The organism is Paenibacillus sp. FSL H3-0286 (assembly GCF_045040705.1).
Lineage (GTDB): Bacteria > Bacillota > Bacilli > Paenibacillales > Paenibacillaceae > Paenibacillus_AQ > Paenibacillus_AQ odorifer.
In genome coordinates, this window is sequence record NZ_CP150285.1 from 211,656 (window position 1) to 230,727 (window position 19,072).

Here is a 19,072-nt window from a genome sequence, read left to right on the forward strand (position 1 = left end):
TCGCTGTCCTATAATCATTAGCTCAGAACACGGTTAGATAGGGGAGATATGAGTAAATGATTGTTTCGGAACCTTTTTTAGTTTTGATATGTTGAACGTGTTCTGGTTCCAGAATTTGTATTATTTTCGAAGGGGGACAGGGGCTAGATGCAGGATCTCTTTCTAAATATTTAGGAGGTGAAAAGAGAAACTTCATTTTTTGCAAGCGGTTACAATGATATCTGCAACAAATTAAAATCGGGAGGAAATAAAATGAAAAAAAGAGTTGCAAAGGTAACCAGTATTGTTGTGTTGTTTTCTCTTGCTCTTTCTTTAATAGTAGGTGGATGGACAAATACGGTGGTGCATGCTGCTGGTCTTGCGGTAACAGGCAGTGGAGGCTGGAATGAAACGGCATATGTGGAATGGTCACCTGTAAGCAATGCGACAGGGTATAACGTTTATGTTAAATTGGCAAGTGCAGCGGATTCTGGGTATCAACAAATTAATAATGAGTTAATCCGCAAATATCCTTCCTACTGGAGAGCGGATGCTGTAGGGCTTGCAGCCGGAAATTATGTGATGAAAGTTGAAGCTACGTTGTCAGGGGGTGGGACGGTAAGTGCGGTTTCAAATCCGCTATCCGTAACGTCATATGACCGTTCTGGGTTTGCTTTTTCGACTAGCTCGCAATATGGTACGGGATCAGGGGCTTATAATGAGAATGGAACCCTCAAGAATGGTGCTCAAGTGCTGTATATAACATCTCAGACTGCGCAAACCGTAACCCTTGGTGTGAAAATCAACAGCTCCGGCGCTGTACAAACAAGGGTTGGCCTGGGCGGTATTCTGGCACTGAGACAAAAAGGCTATGATACAACTCCACTTGCGATTCGAATTATCGGAAAAGTTACAGCTGCTGATCTGAGTGGACAGCTTAACAGCAGTGGGTATCTTGAAGTCAAAGGTAAAAACAATTATTCGGAAATGAATATTACTATTGAAGGTATCGGAAATGATGCTTACGCATACGGTTGGGGAATGCTTCTAAGATATGTAGGTAATGTGGAAGTAAGAAACCTGGGTGTAATGTTATTCCCCGACGATGGCATTTCAATGGATTCTGGCAATATGAATGTCTGGGTGCATAATAATGATATTTTTTATGGAGCTGCTGGAGGCGATGCAGACCAAGCCAAGGGCGACGGTTCCACAGACCTTAAAAATGGATCCAACTATATTACAATCTCTTACAACCATTACTGGGATTCCGGAAAATCTTCGCTAGTTGGTTTGAGTGAGCCGGCTGAATTTTTTGTTACCTTCCACCACAACTGGTTTGACCATTCGGACTCCCGTCATCCGCGGATTAGAGTGGCATCCGTCCATATCTATAACAACTTTTTCGATGGTATCTCCAAATACGGTGTGGGTGTTACTACAGGTGCTTCAGCTTTTGTAGAATCTAATTATTTTAGACATGCTAAGTTTCCAATGATGATCTCCTTACAAGGTACAGATGCTTTAGGGGAGGGCACATTCTCAGGCGAAAATGGAGGTGTGATTAAAGCCTATAACAATCTTATTGTAGAGGCTTCAAGTCTCATCTATGCGAATTCAAACACAGGGACAGCTCCTGCTAATGTTACCTCATTTGATGCTTACTTAGCTTCGTCAAGAAATGAAACCGTCCCAAGCTCATACAAAGCATTAAAAGGCGGAACAGCCTATAACAACTTCGACACGAGCGTAAATACAGGAGTGAACGTATCTAATATTGATAACGTAAGCAATGTTGAACAGATTGTTATGGCAAAAGCCGGACGTCTGAATGGCGGAGACTTCACATGGGAATTTAATGATTCAGTGGATGACGTTTCGTATGCGTTGAATACAGCGCTGATGTCTGCAATCAGAAGCTACACAACGGGACTTGTCTCTGTAGGGGGGAATTCAAACCCAACGAACCCGACTCCGACTCCATCAGTAACACCTACGCCAACAGTAACTCCTGTGCCAACAGCGACCCCAGCTCCAACAGCGACTCCAGCACCGACGACAACGCCAGTGCCGACAGCGGGAGCAACCGTTCACAACTTTACTACGGATGGAACAACAAGCAGCTTCTTCAATATTCAAGGCAATCTCTCAACAAGTAAGGGAACTGTGGCCTATCAGGGTTTAACCCTAACCCAATGTCTAAAAATCGAGAGTGTTACCAGCATTCAATTCACTGCTGCTAAAGCTTCAACGCTAACCCTAGTGTTCAACACAGAGGGAACGAAAATCAAAGTGGATGGAACAAGTTATCCTATAACCAATGGCATTGCCACTGTCTCTCTAGCCGCAGGTGCACATACCATTACAAAAGATAGTACGGCGAATCTATACTATATGAAGCTGGAATAGGGGAATGGCTGCCTCTACTTTAATATGGAGTATCAGAAAAGCAGAAAAGCGACCTGTAGGGGGCGCTTTTCTTTGCTTTTTCTTATGATCTTATTACTTGAGTTATTGTCGATTCAAAAACTATTAATTTTGTGTTGATTTGATTAATCTTTATCATCAACCAAATCAATAATCTCACGAATATCCTCAATATTTAAAGCTTCTGCAATTTTGCCTATATGACTAAAGTTAATATTCTCCCTTTTTCCATTAGCTAACTCACTTAATGCGGCATGTCGGACATCGGATATTCTGGACAATTCTCGTAGGGAAATCTTACGTTTTTTGGTCAATTCTGAAATTTTCACTATAACTCTCTTTCCCACTTCTAATCCCCTCACTAACTCTGAGTTTTCATCTTGACTATATGCATAAGACGGATTTTCTTTTCATGAGAATAAACCTCTCAGTTTTTAAGAAAGCTGCTGTAAGTAAAGTAAAAGACATCTTAACCGTGTCTTTTACTTTACTATATAAGCACGTTTCAGCACTTCAGGATAGTTGACCAGCTTATACTAATTCTCGGTTATTCCCCATACCGGTCAATCGCCATAGCTGCGGATTTCAGCATGCGCCGCTTAAGATGCTCACCCTCGACGATTTTTACGCGGAGGCCAAGAAAACGGATTTTGGACAATAGGAATTCGCTATCGTCTCTCATGTAGATGACTTTGATTCGATAGATACCCGAATTTTCATCAAAGGACACGGATTTATCAAAACAGGAAAAGGCGTACAGAATTCGTGATAGCTCAGCATTAAAGGTGGGGATGACTTGAATACATGCACATTCCTTCTGATCCTCTAATAATCGTATTATCCTTGCTTTTAAATCATTAATCCGTTTGGCAGGGAAGGGAGCTACTTCAACAGAAATAATGTTTTTTAGTTTAGTGGACATAAGAGAACGTTGCCGGGTGCTGTACCATTGCAGATACCACTCCCGCTTATACATGTTGTATTCCAGCTTATGAGGGAACCCGGTTTGGTCAGTTCGTTGGCCTCCATGCTTAATATGGAAAGTAATAAGGATCGCTTGATTCTGCATGATTATACGGCGGAGTGTACGAAGCATTGGATGATAGACCTGCCGCTCTTTGCTTTTAGCTTTCTCCATAATAATTCCCTGCACTTCTGTGGACGCTTCTGCCTCCAATATGGCGTTCAATTTACTTAAGGTATCCAGTGTAAAAGCTGCTTCTGAGGCCGGGTGCATTAACATGGTTTTCAGCCAGGAACGTTCCTGGGAGGTCAGCGCTAATGAACCCACTTCGTCGAGGCGTGAAATGATTTGGAAGTTAAATATTTTCTCAAATGGATTCATAATAGCTGTGAATCTCCTTCCACTCCGCGATAAACTGCTTACGCAGCCAAGGGGGTTCTAATACCTCGCAGCTCGAACCAAAGCTTCGTAACCACGGCTTAATTTCATAAATACCATTCACTGTGATCTCATAAAGGAATGTAGAATCGGACTCTTCCGTAATTTCTCCCCACTGTCCCTGCGCTTCAACCCGCTCCCGAATAAAATTAACACCCGAGCGATTGGGGTTATAAAATCTTGCCACCACTTTAATCGCACGGGTGGTATCTATAACCCAGCTGTTTGTCATCTGTTCTTCTAGATTGCTGAGTTTCAGAGCAAACTCTGCTTCTTCCACAGTGTCGCCCTCCTCAATTTGAGTAAGGCCCTCCATTCGGAATTTCATGATGCCCATACGTGAATTATGTCCGATTAAATACCAGCGCCCATATTGATGGTCATAGATGACGCGGAGCGGAAGAACAGTTTCTGTGACGCCCCTTGTTTCCCGCTCAAAGAGAGGATTGGTATTCTGAGAGGCGTAGTTTTTGCCCTTTTTAGGGGATAGATATAGAAACTTAATTTTTTTTCGTTGCTGAATCGCTGCAAATATCGTATATAGGTGTGCCTCATCAAGAATACGTGAATGATAATTATATTTGTATCTATGAGTTTCCGTAGCTTCGAGGTTATAACCCCGCTTCCGCAGAACCTTTTTTAAGGTGTCGCGCAGCAGGTAACCTTGCACAGACGGAGTTTGCGTGTTGGCGATGACATCAACATAGTCGTAAAGATCCAAGAGCTGATCGCCGGATAATTGATCAATCAGATCGTTAGCAGCCTTGTATCGATAAGGGCGGCCTTCGTTTACACGAAGAATAACGCCAACTTCCTCAAGGTATTTCAGATCTCCACGGATGGTCTTCTCATCGGGCATTGGATAATGGGTTGGCATTTGCCCACTGCAGACATCCTGTAGATCTTTAGCTGTTAGCTCCTGAGTCTGAAGCGCAGTTAATAATAGAGTAAGCCGGATGCTCTCCGTTTCCTTAAGCGACTTCGCCCGGAACAAGAACAGGAGCAGCGGGTCGGCAGATTCATAGTAGTTATAGCGGAGCCACTCAGAGAGTTCTGTTCCTTGTTCTGTAGGCAGGTCCTGTTGTAAGACGGTTACCATGCCCTTCAGGTTGCGCAGCGTTTTGTCATAGGTATGTACAGAAATGCCGAGACGATCGGCGAATTGTTGTCTGCTGTAAGCTCCCCCCGCTAAAGAGAGCATGCGAAGAAATTGAATCTCCTTGTCAAAACTTTCCCGGGCCATTTGTATCCCTCCAGCCTGTAGCGAATCCATTAAAAATAGTAGTACTCATTATATTAAGCACCAGAGTTGAATAAAATGGAAGTGTTTTTGGCCGCCGCCATACTTCCGCCCTGTTCGTTACAGGGAAGATGAGCGAAGATAGATCCATGAAGCCGAAGCAATTCTGATGAGGCGTTCGAATAGTAACAAGGGTAGAGAATAGGGAAGTAACCGATCTGGAGGGATGAAGATGGATCCTATAAACAAGCTTATCCGTGAGCAGCTGGAACAGATTGAACAGGAGGAGCAAGTTACAATATTGTATGCCTGCGAATCAGGTAGCCGGGCGTGGGGATTCCCATCGCAGGACAGTGATTATGATGTGAGATTTATTTATCTGCATAAACCGGAATGGTATCTATCTATTTTTGATAAGCGGGATGTGATCGAGCGTCCTATTAACAATATGCTTGATATCAATGGCTGGGATTTGCGGAAAGCACTGAATTTATTTCGGAAGTCTAATCCACCGCTGCTGGAGTGGCTGCAATCACCCATTCAATATGCAGAAAAGTACAGTACAGCAGAGAAGCTTAGAAGCATTTCCCCGTACACATTTTCACCGAAGTCTTGTATGTACCATTACTTAAACATGGCAAGAGGGAACTACCGTGATTATTTGCAAGGCGAACAGGTCAAGATCAAAAAGTACTTTTATGTACTTCGTCCCGTTCTAGCCTGTGAATGGACTCACCGATATGGAGAGATGCCGCCGATGGAGTTCGATGTACTGGTAGAGCGGCTTATTCCGCAGGATGAAGAGCTGTGGCAGGTGATTCAGCAATTGCTGGCACGAAAAAAATCCGGTGAGGAACTAGACTACGAGCCGCAGCTAACCGCGATTAACGATTATTTAGAAGAACAGTTCCAAGTGTTGGATAAGGTGGCGGCGTCCTTGAATGCTAAGGAGAACAACAGAGATCATCAGCTGGATGCTCTATTTCGAGAAGCTTTACAGGAAGTATGGGGACGGGCCCTATAGAAAGATTGATAGGAGGAAGATGGTAGTGGCTATTGTACAACTGAAATCTACGAATCCAAAATTCACTTTTTTAATTAAAAAAAATCCAGTGACAGGTATGCAGCTTCGTCCGGTTCGTCAGGGAGTGGCGTATGGATGGTATTCTGATGAGGCAACTTATAACGTATATTTTAAGGACGCAGATAACGATATATCCTACAAGCAGAATGGAAGCGAGAGCTTTGAGTATCTAAATGTCTCCCGGTTTAATACACCTCTATTTCCGCTTAATGCGGTCAATGAGTTTTTCTCTACACCCTTCAAAGCCCAGGATGAACGGGATGAAGAAGGATATGAGCATTCTTTTTTCATCAATATGGTTCAGGTTGAGCGGATACACTATATTGAATTTTTCCAAAAGCATTTAAAGGGATATACCTTCTCCTTGCAGCATCAGGCACATAAGAGCTATTCCCTGACGATTACCACACATAAAAGCTTGTATCACCTCTTACATGTTGTTGGTGTGCTGTCCTTGTTCTTATCCATATTTGGGGATGAGTACATAGATATTTCGGATGCTATTTTGGATAAATATATCCGCAGCCTTAACGTCATTGAGGCACCTTTTTATATAAGAAGTCTATTTGCAAGGAATTTCCTTACCTCTAAGGAACGGTTCAAGCGATATAAAGCCTCCATCGAACAAACAGACCAGTATTCTATTGGGCTGGAGTATGGCGGTACTGCGATGCAGCGGCGTACTTTTATTTCGAGTGTGCTTCCATTCAATAAGCCGATTCTGGACATTGGCTGCGGAGAGGGTTTCTATGCAATTCCGTTTGCCGGAAAAATAGAGAGCACCTATTATGCGGTAGATATAGCCGAGGCGTTGCTGGAGGTTGTGAATCGGAAAGCGAAAGCTAAGGACATTGATAACATTGCAACCTTTGGCTCACTGGACCATTTTCTGGAGTCGTACAATGGGGAGCAGGTTGATGTGATTCTAACAGAAGTTGTAGAGCACATGAGTGAGGGTGAAGCGGCAGAGCTTATTCAGCAAATAATCGGTAATGTGAATTTTCAACAGCTTATTGTGACGACACCAAATGCTGATTTCAATCGTTACTATGAGCTGGAAGGATTCCGGCATGAAGATCACAAGTGGGAAATGGGACAGGAAGCGTTCGTGCAGTGGGTTTTGGATACGGTTCAAGGTTTAGCAGTCGAGGTTGAATATTTGATGGTTGGTGACCGGGTTGGCGAGATCCGTACGACGCAATGCGCTATTGTGCGAAGAAAGGAGGAGTAGACAGTGGAAATTCAAACGCGTGTACATACCATATTTCTGCTTGTAGGAGCAACGGAATGCGGGAAATCAACTTTTGCTAAAGAAGTTCTGATCCCGCAGTTAAAACTAGAGGATGCCTCCAAAGGTTTACGTACGAATGTGCAGTATTTATCCTCGGATAGTATCCGCCAGGAGATATTGGGCTACGACTATGATAAGTATGATCAGGTTATGCTGGAGGCGAGTTCGCATACCTTTCAATTATTGTTTGAGAGATTGAAGTTAGTCACTTCTTTTCCGATTAATGCGGAGTTTGTGGTGATGGATACCATTGGGCTATCCGAAGATTACCGTAGTAAAGTCCGTGAGATCGCCGGGCAAAATAATTATAATCTGGAGGTTATTCTGTTTGATTACCGCAAACGGGAGGATTACTACGTCTCGGAGCGCTCGAAGAAGCTGATCTCCAATCATTTAAACCGGCTGAGAAAAGAAGTCCTGCCTGTTCTGTCACGGGAAGGTTACAACAAGATTCATAAAGTGCGTGCTAAAGATTTTATTCTCGAGGGTGAAGGGATACCTAACCCGGACTACCGGGTGATTATACAGGATTGGGATACTTACGCATCTACGGTACTTCTACAAGCACAAGAGTATATTGTGGTTGGGGATGTTCATGAGTGCGTCGAAGAGCTTCAGGGACTATTACGTAATTACGGCTACAGGGTGCACGAAGGTAAGTTAAGTGCAACAGATAAGCTCAGTAACACACGAGTCATTCTTGCTGGTGACTGGATTGATAAGGGCAAAAAGACACGGGAGACGATTGAGTTCTTATTTGATAACCGCGAGCATTTCCTATTTGTTATGGGCAATCACGAGAACTTTGTATACAAGTACGTAAAGGGTGAGATTCAAGGAACCGATCCGGAACTGCTAAGAACGTACTTTGATTCCACCCAAGTGCTTAAGGAGGATACCGCGCTTTTTAGTAAATTTTCGGCTTTAGTGGAGCAATCTCAGCCCTTTTACCGCTATATAGGTATGCAAGGTCCTTCTTTTTATGTTACTCATGCTCCTTGCCGTAATAAGTACATTGGTAAGCTGGATACGAATTCACTACGCCATCAGCGTAACTTTCGGCTGGATCGTGAGGTTTCCTTTGAGGAACAGCTTGATTTCCTAAAGCAAGAGGCTGTGAGTAATCACCCCTTTCATCTCTTCGGACATATTGCAGCCAAGCAGACTTTTCGGATCAAAAACAAACTCCACCTCGACACAGGGAGTGCGCAGGGTAATGAACTAACTTCTGTTCGCATGTCGTTTAAACCTTTCTATAAAAGTCAAAAATCGCATGTGACTACGGTGCACGAAGAGCTACCTATCCTGTTCCGGGAACAGCAAACCGTATCCTTGTTAGAGCTTGATTACGAGTCTGTGCGCAGACTGCAGTATTCCTCGCAGAACCGGGTCAACTTCATCTCCGGGACGATGTCACCTGCGGATAAGGATATGGCTGCCGGTGAGCTTGAGTCTCTGCGAAAAGGGTTGGATTATTTTGCCGAGCGTCGTATATCTGAAGTCGTCCTGCAGCCTAAATATATGGGATCACGCTGTAGTGTGTACCTTTACCGGGATATAGAGCAGTGTTACGCAATTAGCCGGAACGGCTACAAGGTTAAGGCGGTCGATCTGACGCCTATCTACGAACAACTGCTGCATAGATTCGGAACCTATATGGCTGAGCAGGGGATCCGTGTGCTTTTACTGGATGGCGAGCTGCTGCCTTGGAAAGCGCTGGGGGATGGGTTAATTGAGCGTCAGTTCCGGCCGATTAGCAAGGCGCTGGAGACAGAGCTGGATTTCTTAAGACAATATGGATTTGAGGAGTCACTGGGTAAACTGATACAGGATTTTGAAGCAAGCGGGTTTGAACAAGACCAGCACCATATGTCGAAAGAGGCGCTTAACAACAACTATGGGCCTCATGTTTACCAGACTTTTAAGCATGTCCGTGACATAAGAGAATCGTATGTAGATCTTGACCAGCGTGAGGAAGCTTACAGAGTATACAAGCAGCAACTGGAGTTGTATGCGGGTGATGCAGAATTAGCGTACAAACCTTTTGCAATCCTGAAGGAAGTACTGGAGAATGGTGCTGAACGGGTACCTGACGGTAAAACCTCCGAATTATACAGGTTCTTAAATGATGATGAATCTCTGGTTTTGGACTTGAAAGAGCCTGATGCCTACATCAGAGCAGAGGAGTATTTCGCAAAGATAACGGTAGAGAAACATATGGAGGGAATTGTAATCAAACCGGAGCAAGAACAGCAGGGGGTAGTCCCATACATGAAGGTCCGCAATCCGGGCTACCTGTCGATCATCTACGGGTACGACTACAAGTTTCCACATAAGTATGCCAAGCTGATGAAACAGAAGAATATCGCTCCTAAGCTTCGGACGTCCTTAATCGAACACCGGCTGGGCAGACAAATGCTAGAAGTGAAGCTGGATGAGATCTCGTCTGACAACGAGGACTACAAGCAAATTGCAGCAAACCTGTTATTCGAGGTAACGAAAGAGAAAGAGATCGACCCGAGGTTGTAGAGGATTGTTACAGGCGAAGAAACTTGGTTTGCCAATTATGAGAATGAGTTCAGGCTGTCGGGAAGGTCCCGGCAGTCTTTTTTTCGTCAATTGTATCCAGCTCAATCGCGGTCATAGAGCCGGAAGGCAAGTGTACAAGCCTCGTTCTAATTGTAAAAACAGGAGGACGCACCTTATCGGTCCGTCCTCCTATCTATTCCTCATAAATACGCCTTAACCCATAATAACGAGCACGTTGTTTTCTGGCGCCATTTTGGCCACCGGGATCAGGTTGCCTTGAATTTCTTCACCGTTAATAACGATATGGGTAACCCCTTTTTGTACACCCTTCTTGTTCTTCACCTGGATGTTCAGCTTCTTCCCACGGAATTCCCGGACCATGGAAAAGTCTGTCCAGTCGGAAGGAACACACGGGTTGAGGCGAAGGCCATCAAATTGCGGTTGAACCCCCATAATGCCTTCCACCAAGGAGACCATCACGGTTGAAGCGGTGCCGGTCAGCCAGTGGACATGCGCCCGGCCTTGATATGGGCTGTCCTTGGACTCGACAAACTGGCCATGTACATAAGGCTCGAGTTTACGGATTTCAGCCTTATCGTTCATGCTGGCCGGACTGCAATTCAGGAAGTATTCGAACGCGCGCCCACCGTTGCCGATCATGGTTTCCGCCAGAATGAGCCATCCCTGCGGCTGGCTGAAGATGCCGCCGTTTTCCTTAGTTGAGGCGTTGAAAAGAGCCATCAACGCTACTGGCAAACCGTATTCACGGAACGGAGGGTAGAATAACATAGTGCCGTAATCGGTCCGCAGATTCTCATACACTTTGTCCATGGCGAGCTTCGCCTGATCCGGGCGGGCTGCGCCGCTTAATACGGCCCAGCTTTGTGGATTGAGCCAGATCTTGGCTTCATCATTCTCCCAGGAGCCGATGGTATAGTTGTCTTCGGTAAATCCGCGGACGAATTGATCGTTCTCCCAAGCGTGTTTTTGAATGTTATCGTCCAGCTCATCAAGCAGGCCCTGGGCCCATTGAATATCTTCAGGCTTGTTCTTATTTTGTGCAATTTCCATGAACACCTTGAATGCCATATACAGCTGGAATGCGACGAACAACGACTCACCCTTGGCTCCAAGCCGTAGGCAATCGTTCCAGTCGGCATGAAGCCCAACCGGCATGCCGTGTGCGCCCATACGATCCAGACTGAACTGAAGTGCCTGGCGCAAATGCTCGTACACTGTGCCCTCGCCTTTATCCGAATAAGGGATTATTTCATCTGTGAAATCCCAGTTGCCACTTTCATTCAAGTATTTAATGACGGTTGGGAACAGCCATAAAGCGTCATCGGCCCGATAATGGGGGTGACCGGTTTCCCGCACGTATTCTGGATCATCCGGTGTGCCCTCATGTCCAGGGTTGTGGTCAAATTTCACCAACGGAAGTCCACCGCCGTTGGAAACCTGGGCGGATATCATCAGTCTTAGACGTTCAAGGGCCATCTCATGATCCAGATGAATGATGCCTTGAATATCCTGCACGGTATCCCGATATCCGAGTCCATTACGAAGACCGGAGTATTGGAAGGAGGCTGCACGTGACCAGATGAAAGTGATAAAGCATTGATATGCATTCCAAGTGTTGATCATGTTGTTCAGGTTATCGCTTGGTGTCTGGACCTGGAAGCGGTTAAGCTTGCTGTGCCAGAATGCTTTTAACTCTTCGAGTTCTTTATTTACCACGGACAAGTCCTTATAATGGCTGAGAATCTCGGAAGCGCCTTTCTCATCATACTGTCCCAGTAGAAATACGATTTCTTTCTCTTCTCCCGGCTGCAAATCTACGTTAATCTGCAGGGCCCCGCAGGAGTTAGTATTGTAGTTTAATGAATTGGAGCATTGGCCGTTCTCAACAGAGGCCGGATTGCCATAACTGCGGTAATCGCCTAGGAACGTATCCCGGTCACCGTCATAAGCGGTAACTTCTGCACCTGCAGCGCCGAAGAATCTCCAGGTTTGTTCTTCGGGGGTGTTTTCATTGATGACTTGAAGGATCATATTATTTTTATAGTAGGTCCGTGAAATAAACAGAGTGTACTGAAGGTTGACGGTATCCTGCTCATAGTTGTTATTGTTGGTTAATTCAACAAATCCGAAGAGAGCCAGCTTGCGTGCTTTGGAGTCATCATTGCGCACCTTCATGCGCCACACCTCGTAGGTTTTGTTCAGTGGTACATAATATAATGATTCTGTATGGATGTTATCGTAGTCCGAGACGATGTTCGTGTATCCGGTTCCATGATGGCATACCGACTTATATTGCTCCAGATCTTTACCCACTGGCTGCCAAGAGCCGGACCAATAATCCCCGTTCTCCAAATCTCTCACGTAAATATAGCGTCCGGGCTCGTCCTTAGAGTTGAAGTGGTAGCGGATATGCCGCCCATTTGCGCCAGACTTTACAAAGCTATAGCCGCCTGCGTTACCTGAGATGATCGCACCGTATTCCGGCGAGCCGAGGTAATTCGCCCAAGGGGCAGGCGTATTCGGCTTGGTAATGAGGTATTCCTTGTTTTTTCCATCAAAATAACCATATTGCATGACCATTCCTCCTATTAAGTGGTTAATGGGCCGATCTATAAACGCGCGTTCACAAAGAGGTGAAATATCCATGTGTAATTTTATTATAAGATACTTTTAGTAAATCGATAACCCTATATTTTAGCGAAAAAACGAACAAAAATGCTAACTTTTTTAGTAGGGTGTAAAGCGAAAGACACCTTAAAAGGTGTCTTTTTTTATTTTAGCGGCAATGTCTACTCCACTAGAACACCATTAACAAACGTCATAGTTTTATCTTTGAATTCAAGAATAAACTTGTTTGGAAAATCTAGATCAGTATGAATCTCCGTCCCCAACATAACTTTTTTGCCTACATCATCAAAGGGATTATGAAGTAAACCTCTAGGCGTATACCTAGTTTCAGAACCGATTACATTATTATTCTCATCGCGGATAAATTTGGTTTTTCCTGAGAACACGAGGTCCTTGCCATTTTCCAAAGTTAGATGAACTTCCAAACGATCCTTTGTCTTCTGATAATCTATAACTACATCTTTAGAGGATACAGGGAAACCGATAACAAAAAGTCCAATAAGGGCTGTAGCCAGTATGAGTACCGATAAGACGGAAAAAATGAGAGTTTTTATATTCTTTTTTTTCACTTTTTTAAAATAATTGAGTTTGTTAACTTCCTCTTTATCAATAATAGGCACACTTAGATTTGCTGTGGCGGTCATTTCATTATAGGATTGAAGGCAGCTTTCACAGGATTGCAGGTGTTTTTCGATTTCTTCGTTACTATGTACAGAGGTTAGCTTTTCAATATAGGAAGGTAATAAATCCTGAATGATCTCGCATTTCATGAAGATCTTCCTTTCATTAATTTTTGTTTTCCACGGTAAAAGGTAACTCTTGCCCAGGTCTCATCTCTGCCAAGAATTTCGCCAATTTCCCGAAAACTGAATTCTCCGGTCAAACGCAGATATAATACTTCTTTGGTATTTGGATCAAGTAAATGAAGTTGTTTAAATAAATCCATTTTGTCCTGAGCAAAAATGAACTGGGATTCTGTTGAATTTGCGTTAGCCAAAGGAGCGTCTTCTAATTCCTCAGACTTCCGCTTGCGCTGCTTGTCCAGCTCCTGATACCACACATGTTTAGCAATTTGACAAAGCCAAACGTATACTTTGCAGGTCCCATCGTATTTATCTATCGATTTTATAGCTCTATAAAAAGTTTCTTGGGTGATTTCTTCTGCCAGCAAGTGATTATGACAAAAGCTAAATACGAATTTATATACTTGGGTTGAATATTCCCTGTATAATTGCTCGTTGTCCTCCATCCATTCACCTCCTCAAGTTATATATCCGTAAAAAGCTATAAACGTTACAAGTTTTTTTAAAAAAATTTGATTTATACAATTATCGCCTTTCAACCCCGGTATGTGAGGGAATTAAGGAGGTTCAGCGTTAAGGCTGGTTTCACAGTTGGTTTACCCTTTATAATTACATGAGATCTTATTGTACAAGTTACAAGGGGGTTCATATATGATAACAAAGGTAAACCGGCAGTTAAATGAGGGTCCTAAAATTCAAAAAGAACAAGAGCTTGTTACCAAAATGATTCGTATATATTGTAAGAAAAAACACCATCATAAAGGCTTTTGTAAGGAATGTCAGGAATTAAATGAGTATGCGCTGAAGAGGTTAGCCTATTGTAAGTTTGGTGAAGAGAAAACAGCTTGTGCCAAATGTCCTGTTCATTGTTACAAACCGGATTATCGCCAAAGAATTAAAGGGGTTATGCGTTTTTCTGGTCCGTGGATGCTGCTCTATCATCCCATTGAGTCGATTAGGCATATTCCGCTACCCAATAAATTGAGAAAATAAGTGAAAACCGGACATCATTTGATGCCCGGTTTAATGTATTTTTAGATATCATTCTCCCAGCTTTTCAGCCTTCACCAAAATCTCTCGCAAAACACGGGCAACCCGGCTTTTTCTCCTCTTTACTTTTACACTTATCCGTCTTAACGACTCTTGGTATACGGCGGTATCATTGGGTTCATAGAGCTGTTTGGCGGCAATCCGTAACGTCCTTCTCATTAATATTGCTGATGAACGTGTTGACTTCGTTCGGTATCCTCTGCGCAAGACCCGTATAGTATGTTTGTATTTCTCCAGGTCTTCGTTTGGAGGAACAAGGGCGAACAGATTTAGGGAAGAGTCATTGAACCCGTAGCTTTTGAACATGATTTTTAGATTCTCAATATTTATGAGATTTCCTCTGAAGTGGGTTGGATGTTCTTGGTGAACGCCGACAACTTCTTTGATGCTGTGAAAAGGGATTTTTAATCGATGCAGTCGATACCCAAGATCCCAATCTTCGAGTCCATAGAGGATAAACTGTTCATTAAAACCTCCAGCCCGAGTTAATTGGCTGCGTCTTATGGACACACAACGTGTGACGAGTAACATCCAAGGGGCTACATCTGTGCTGGCAAATTGCTTTTTAGTATTTGGAGGAACTCTTGAGGCAAAGGTGACTTTTGATAACGTCTCCGTCTGCTGAAGGATATCATTGGGTGTGATTATTGGGATGATTTCAGTCGCTGATTCGAAGTCAGGATTCCATAAGTTAGAAGGCGAAAGTGTATTGCGGCAATGTTCTTTTTCTTCAGGAGAAAAGTCTGGGTAGTAGTGGGTATAAGCGTCATCCCATGAGTGTGGAATACCTGAAATTATGGACTTAGGATATTTACGGTGATACTGGTTTACGATCCTAATGAATTCAGGGAATACCAGAAAATCAGCATCGCAGAAGATGACGTATTTCCCTTTTGCCTGACTCAGCCCCAAATTTCTTACGGCAGAACGGCCGCGTTGTTCCTGCTGAGCCACATAAAGAAGCGGATAAGAAGTTTGAAAGCTTTCGACCATTTCCTTAGTACCATCTGTAGAACCGTCATCTGCGACGATTACCTCGAACCGATCCTTCGGATAGGTCTGTGTCTCGAATGAAGTGAGTGTAAGTAGCAGCTGCTGAAGTCGGTTATAGGTTGGAATTATGATGCTGTAACGGATAGCCAGAATGATCACCCCCACCATTTAATAAAAGTCCTTGAATAGGATAAATAATAACAATATATTCAGGGACTTTAGCCTGGTCTAGTCAAACGCCTTTAAGGGTGGAAATAGGCAGGGGACAGGGTTTAGCACGAATCAAAGATTTTATCTTTTTGTGAACTTACCTAGCTCCGTCTCATCTCTATTGTAAAGAACCCGCTATATTAGCGGGTTCTTTACTGTCTGTGCGCTTAATTGTAGTAGACAGAATGCTCGGTATATGTGAAGTGCTATTAGTGAGATATAAGAACCCCATATTGTTTAAAAAAGTTGGTGATTTCAGAGATGTCCATCCGTTCATCAGGTAGATCTTCTGGATAATAAATGCCTGGGACCCATGGTTCTTCCTTTGATATCCGCAATAGCTTTTCTGCTTGGACAGCAGCTCCCAAAGCGGTAAGATGAGTCTGACCAAGCGGGTCAGAAATCGCTATTGTCCGTTCAACCCAGTGCCCATTATGATCCAGACCCTTTAGATGAATAAGGATATGATGTGCGCTGCCAGTACCAGGATTGTAGAGCAGTCTTCGTCTAAGCGAACGGAATCGGTCCCCGCTGATCATCTTCCATATTCCGCTGTTAACTAGTCCGACAAGGATGGAGGTGGAGGCTTTGCTGTCGAAGGAGATGCGAAAGCTGGCGGAGTCGATATGCTCAGCTGTTGGCAAGGTGACATGATCTGGGGTGTCAAGCCGATAGCATTTTGCTGTATATCCATCTGGAAATTGGACTTTGATAGGGTCAGTCATTGGAAATACAAGATGTTTTTCCCCCCGTTCTGTAATATGGAATGGAATGGTCATACGATCCATGTACGCCGCGGAGTCGGGTCCTGCTTTGTCACGTAGAGAGTACAACGCGTGAATATCAACGGCGACGTTTTGAAGTGTGGCCGAGTGCAGCATGGCGAACAGCGAAGCAGTTCCCGCCATCCATCCCGAAGAAAGCACGATAGGAGCATAGAGGTCTGCTTTTTCTAACTTTGTGATTGATTGTTGGAATATCTCTGTCCAGCGAGTAAGATCGATCAGTGGGATTTTTCTTCTAACTGCAGACATAAGTAGCCGATCCTGCAGATCGTTGACGGAATTGATGATTAGCGATACATTATCGCCTGCATAAAGCAGTGGATCATCCGCATTATTATCAACTACGACTGTTTGTACCCGTGTGGACTCAAAAGGTGCTGCTTTTTGCGGTGACCTTCCTCCCAATATAATCTCGAGATCGGGATGTCGATCGTGTAATATTTGAGCAATTTGTCTGCCGACGGCACCGTATCCTCCTACAATAAGTACCTTTTTCCTATGCATATCTGCAACCTCCGTTTAAATGTTTATATGTTTAAGTTATTTAACATATCGCTTAAAAAAATAGGAATGACAAGTGCTAGTCAGGTTAATGGCATTAGCACTGGCATTCCTCTTCAACGAAATGGACAAGTTGTTTCATAAGCGCTATCGCTTCGTCAAACTCAAGTCTGTAGAACATTTCCGTGCCCTTCTTCTGAACCTTAAGCAGCCCTGCTTGCCGTAATATTTTCAGATGATGAGAGACTGTAGGCCGGGACATGGGGATATGCTCTGCAATTTGGCTCACATTCATACTCTCTTTGTCGATCAGCAATGCAATGATTTGCTGACGAATAGGATCTCCCAAGCCTTGGAAATAGGGGCTTAAATTCTCGAAAATATGAATCGCCTTCTGATTACTATTAGATTCGTTCATAACTCCCTCCGTTATAATGTTTAATTGTTTAAACGTATCATAATATATTTCAGGGAATAATTCAATGCGTTGATAATCTCCGTTATTTTGGAGGAATCCTAGTTTATTAAATATAATCAAGGGACATATGGATATTTGTATTAAAATTGTGAGGTCATATGGTAAGGCGGTTTTATGGATGAACTCAAGTAAAAAGTAATCATGTCCTTAAACAAAAGACACCTCGATGGGTGTCTTTTGTTTAAGGAATTCCAGAAGGTAGCATACAAAGCTCGGCTTATTCGCGGGGATAAAAAAGGATCAATAAGAGGCTGCTCCTTTTTATGTTCTATTTTCCACTAGGTAATAATTTATTCAATAATATTGCTGCCAATGAAGCAGCTAGGATAGGTGAGCCTAATAAATACTGTACGAATGTAGGCAAAGAGTTCAAGTAGTCACCAGGAATGAGTACCAAAGCCAAGGTGATGATCATTGGTAAGGCAATAATGTACATTTCTTTTTCGCCGATGGTTACATTCTTCATTACTTGCACACCATTAATTGCGATGATGCCGCAGATGATGGCGAAGACGCCGCCGATTACAGCGGATGGAATGGAAGAGATCAAAGCGGCGAGTTTACCGGAACAACCAAAGAGGACAAACCATCCTCCTACAGCGAGAAAAACCCGGCGGCTGGCAACACCTGTAATGGAGATGATCCCTGCATTAGTTGAATAACCTGTAACAGGAGTCGAACCGAGCACAGAAGCAATAAGACAGCCAATTCCTTCTCCAATTACGCCGCGGTTAATATTTTTGTCTGTCAAAGGTTTATTGATTACATTGCTGACCGCAAACCAGGTGCCAGTTGTTTCAGCCAGCAGCACGATATAAATAATAACCATGGTGATAATAGCTGAAAAATTGAAGGAAAAGCCGAAATCAACAAAAGCGATCCGCGGCATGCTAAACCACTTGGCACTACTTATGGCTGAGAAATCTAAAACGCCCATAATATTAGCCGAAATACATCCGACTACTAACGCCATCATTACGGAAAGAATTCGGAAGACAGATCCTTTATTACGGAACAAAGTACCGAGAACCACAAAAATAAGCAGTGTAGCACCTGAAATAAGGGCTAATAATACATTTTGATTAATTGAAGCCCCGGAGGCTCCGTAGATATTATCTCTGATCGCAACAGGCAATAAAGATAGACCTACAATGAAAATGATTGTGCCACCTACGATAGGCGGGATAAAGTTTTTAACGATTTTATTAAAAATCCCCGCATAACCCAAAATAATAACCAGGATGGCCCCGATTAAGCTGGCACCTAACACGGAGCTCCAACCGAGCTCCCCGCCACCACTAGCTGCATAAATACTGACGATCGCACCCAGTGGAACATAAGAAGGACCTTGAGCGATAGGCAGCTTCATACAGAAATAGGTTTGCACAATCGTTGCAAGTCCTGCGGCAATAAAGGTGGATTGGATTAACGCGCTGGACTGATTGGGCTGTAAGCCGATTAACATCGCAATAAGGAATGGCACTACATAGACATCCATAGCCAATACATGTTGAAAGCCGAGAATGACGGATTTACTAAATGAAACTTTTTCATCGGGTAGGACAGTTAGTAGCTGTGATTCCAAATGTGCTTGCTCTTGTACGTTTACTTGTGTTTTCACTCCGATGCCCACCTTAAGTTTTCAAGTTTA

General features: G+C 43.6%; 15 protein-coding genes. 5 read left to right on the top strand and 10 right to left on the bottom strand.

Annotation, left to right across the window (positions count from 1 at the left end):
* The first annotated feature begins 252 nt into the window (after positions 1-252).
* The gene (locus MHB37_RS01015) at positions 253-2,388 is read left to right on the top strand and encodes a pectate lyase (protein ID WP_405168849.1); all 2,136 of its coding nucleotides are present in this window, start codon (positions 253-255) and stop codon (positions 2,386-2,388) included.
* 143 nt (positions 2,389-2,531) lie between these two features.
* On the opposite strand, the gene MHB37_RS01020 is transcribed toward MHB37_RS01015, so the two are convergent.
* The 3 genes from MHB37_RS01020 to MHB37_RS01030 form a co-directional block, all read right to left on the bottom strand.
* Positions 2,532-2,753 carry a helix-turn-helix transcriptional regulator gene (locus MHB37_RS01020; protein WP_076303215.1) on the bottom strand — a complete coding sequence of 74 codons (222 nt, stop codon included), beginning with the start codon at positions 2,751-2,753 and terminating at the stop codon, positions 2,532-2,534.
* A gap of 200 nt (positions 2,754-2,953) precedes the next feature.
* A complete protein-coding gene (locus tag MHB37_RS01025; RefSeq protein WP_076303214.1) occupies positions 2,954-3,751 on the bottom strand; it encodes a WYL domain-containing protein in 798 nt (265 codons plus the stop codon).
* Positions 3,738-5,051 (bottom strand): helix-turn-helix transcriptional regulator, encoded by a 1,314-nt coding sequence (locus tag MHB37_RS01030; protein ID WP_405168850.1) that lies wholly within the window; start codon positions 5,049-5,051, stop codon positions 3,738-3,740. Before MHB37_RS01030 ends, MHB37_RS01025 begins: the two co-directional genes overlap by 14 nt.
* Before the next feature lie 229 nt (positions 5,052-5,280).
* On the opposite strand from MHB37_RS01030, the gene MHB37_RS01035 reads away from it, so the two are divergent.
* Genes MHB37_RS01035 through MHB37_RS01045 form a run of 3 tightly spaced genes read left to right on the top strand, consistent with a single transcriptional unit; the run spans position 5,281 to position 9,952 of the window.
* Entirely contained in the window at positions 5,281-6,072 is a 792-nt protein-coding gene (locus MHB37_RS01035; RefSeq protein ID WP_076126909.1) for a nucleotidyltransferase domain-containing protein, read from the top strand.
* A gap of 25 nt (positions 6,073-6,097) precedes the next feature.
* Entirely contained in the window at positions 6,098-7,363 is a 1,266-nt protein-coding gene (locus MHB37_RS01040) for a class I SAM-dependent methyltransferase (RefSeq protein ID WP_248549197.1), read from the top strand.
* A 3-nt stretch (positions 7,364-7,366) separates the two neighbouring features.
* On the top strand, positions 7,367-9,952 hold the full coding sequence (locus tag MHB37_RS01045) for a metallophosphoesterase (protein ID WP_248549196.1): 2,586 nt from the start codon (positions 7,367-7,369) through the stop codon (positions 9,950-9,952).
* 213 nt (positions 9,953-10,165) lie between these two features.
* Here MHB37_RS01045 and MHB37_RS01050 read toward each other — a convergent pair whose 3' ends face one another.
* From MHB37_RS01050 to MHB37_RS01060, 3 genes are all read right to left on the bottom strand, one after another.
* Entirely contained in the window at positions 10,166-12,547 is a 2,382-nt protein-coding gene (locus tag MHB37_RS01050; protein ID WP_405168851.1) for a GH36-type glycosyl hydrolase domain-containing protein, read from the bottom strand.
* Between the two features lie 215 nt (positions 12,548-12,762).
* Positions 12,763-13,371 carry a zf-HC2 domain-containing protein gene (locus MHB37_RS01055; RefSeq protein WP_076126916.1) on the bottom strand — a complete coding sequence of 203 codons (609 nt, stop codon included), beginning with the start codon at positions 13,369-13,371 and terminating at the stop codon, positions 12,763-12,765.
* Positions 13,368-13,850: an RNA polymerase sigma factor gene (locus tag MHB37_RS01060; protein ID WP_076187044.1), complete on the bottom strand. Its 483-nt coding sequence runs from the start codon at positions 13,848-13,850 to the stop codon at positions 13,368-13,370. Before MHB37_RS01060 ends, MHB37_RS01055 begins: the two co-directional genes overlap by 4 nt.
* A gap of 205 nt (positions 13,851-14,055) precedes the next feature.
* Here MHB37_RS01060 and MHB37_RS01065 point away from each other — a divergent pair, with 205 nt between their 5' ends.
* The gene (locus MHB37_RS01065) at positions 14,056-14,397 is read left to right on the top strand and encodes a nitrous oxide-stimulated promoter family protein (RefSeq protein ID WP_076187046.1); all 342 of its coding nucleotides are present in this window, start codon (positions 14,056-14,058) and stop codon (positions 14,395-14,397) included.
* A gap of 48 nt (positions 14,398-14,445) precedes the next feature.
* Here the strand turns inward: MHB37_RS01065 and MHB37_RS01070 are convergent, their stop codons facing one another.
* The 4 genes from MHB37_RS01070 to MHB37_RS01085 form a co-directional block, all read right to left on the bottom strand.
* Positions 14,446-15,597 carry a glycosyltransferase gene (locus MHB37_RS01070; protein WP_076127071.1) on the bottom strand — a complete coding sequence of 384 codons (1,152 nt, stop codon included), beginning with the start codon at positions 15,595-15,597 and terminating at the stop codon, positions 14,446-14,448.
* A 269-nt stretch (positions 15,598-15,866) separates the two neighbouring features.
* Positions 15,867-16,946, bottom strand: a complete 1,080-nt coding sequence (locus tag MHB37_RS01075) for a saccharopine dehydrogenase (RefSeq protein ID WP_405168852.1) — start codon at positions 16,944-16,946, stop codon at positions 15,867-15,869.
* Positions 16,947-17,040: 94 nt separating this feature from the next.
* The gene (locus tag MHB37_RS01080; protein ID WP_076126921.1) at positions 17,041-17,361 is read right to left on the bottom strand and encodes a helix-turn-helix transcriptional regulator; all 321 of its coding nucleotides are present in this window, start codon (positions 17,359-17,361) and stop codon (positions 17,041-17,043) included.
* A gap of 328 nt (positions 17,362-17,689) precedes the next feature.
* Positions 17,690-19,042, bottom strand: a complete 1,353-nt coding sequence (locus tag MHB37_RS01085) for a uracil-xanthine permease family protein (protein WP_076126923.1) — start codon at positions 19,040-19,042, stop codon at positions 17,690-17,692.
* Between the last annotated feature and the right edge of the window lie 30 nt (positions 19,043-19,072).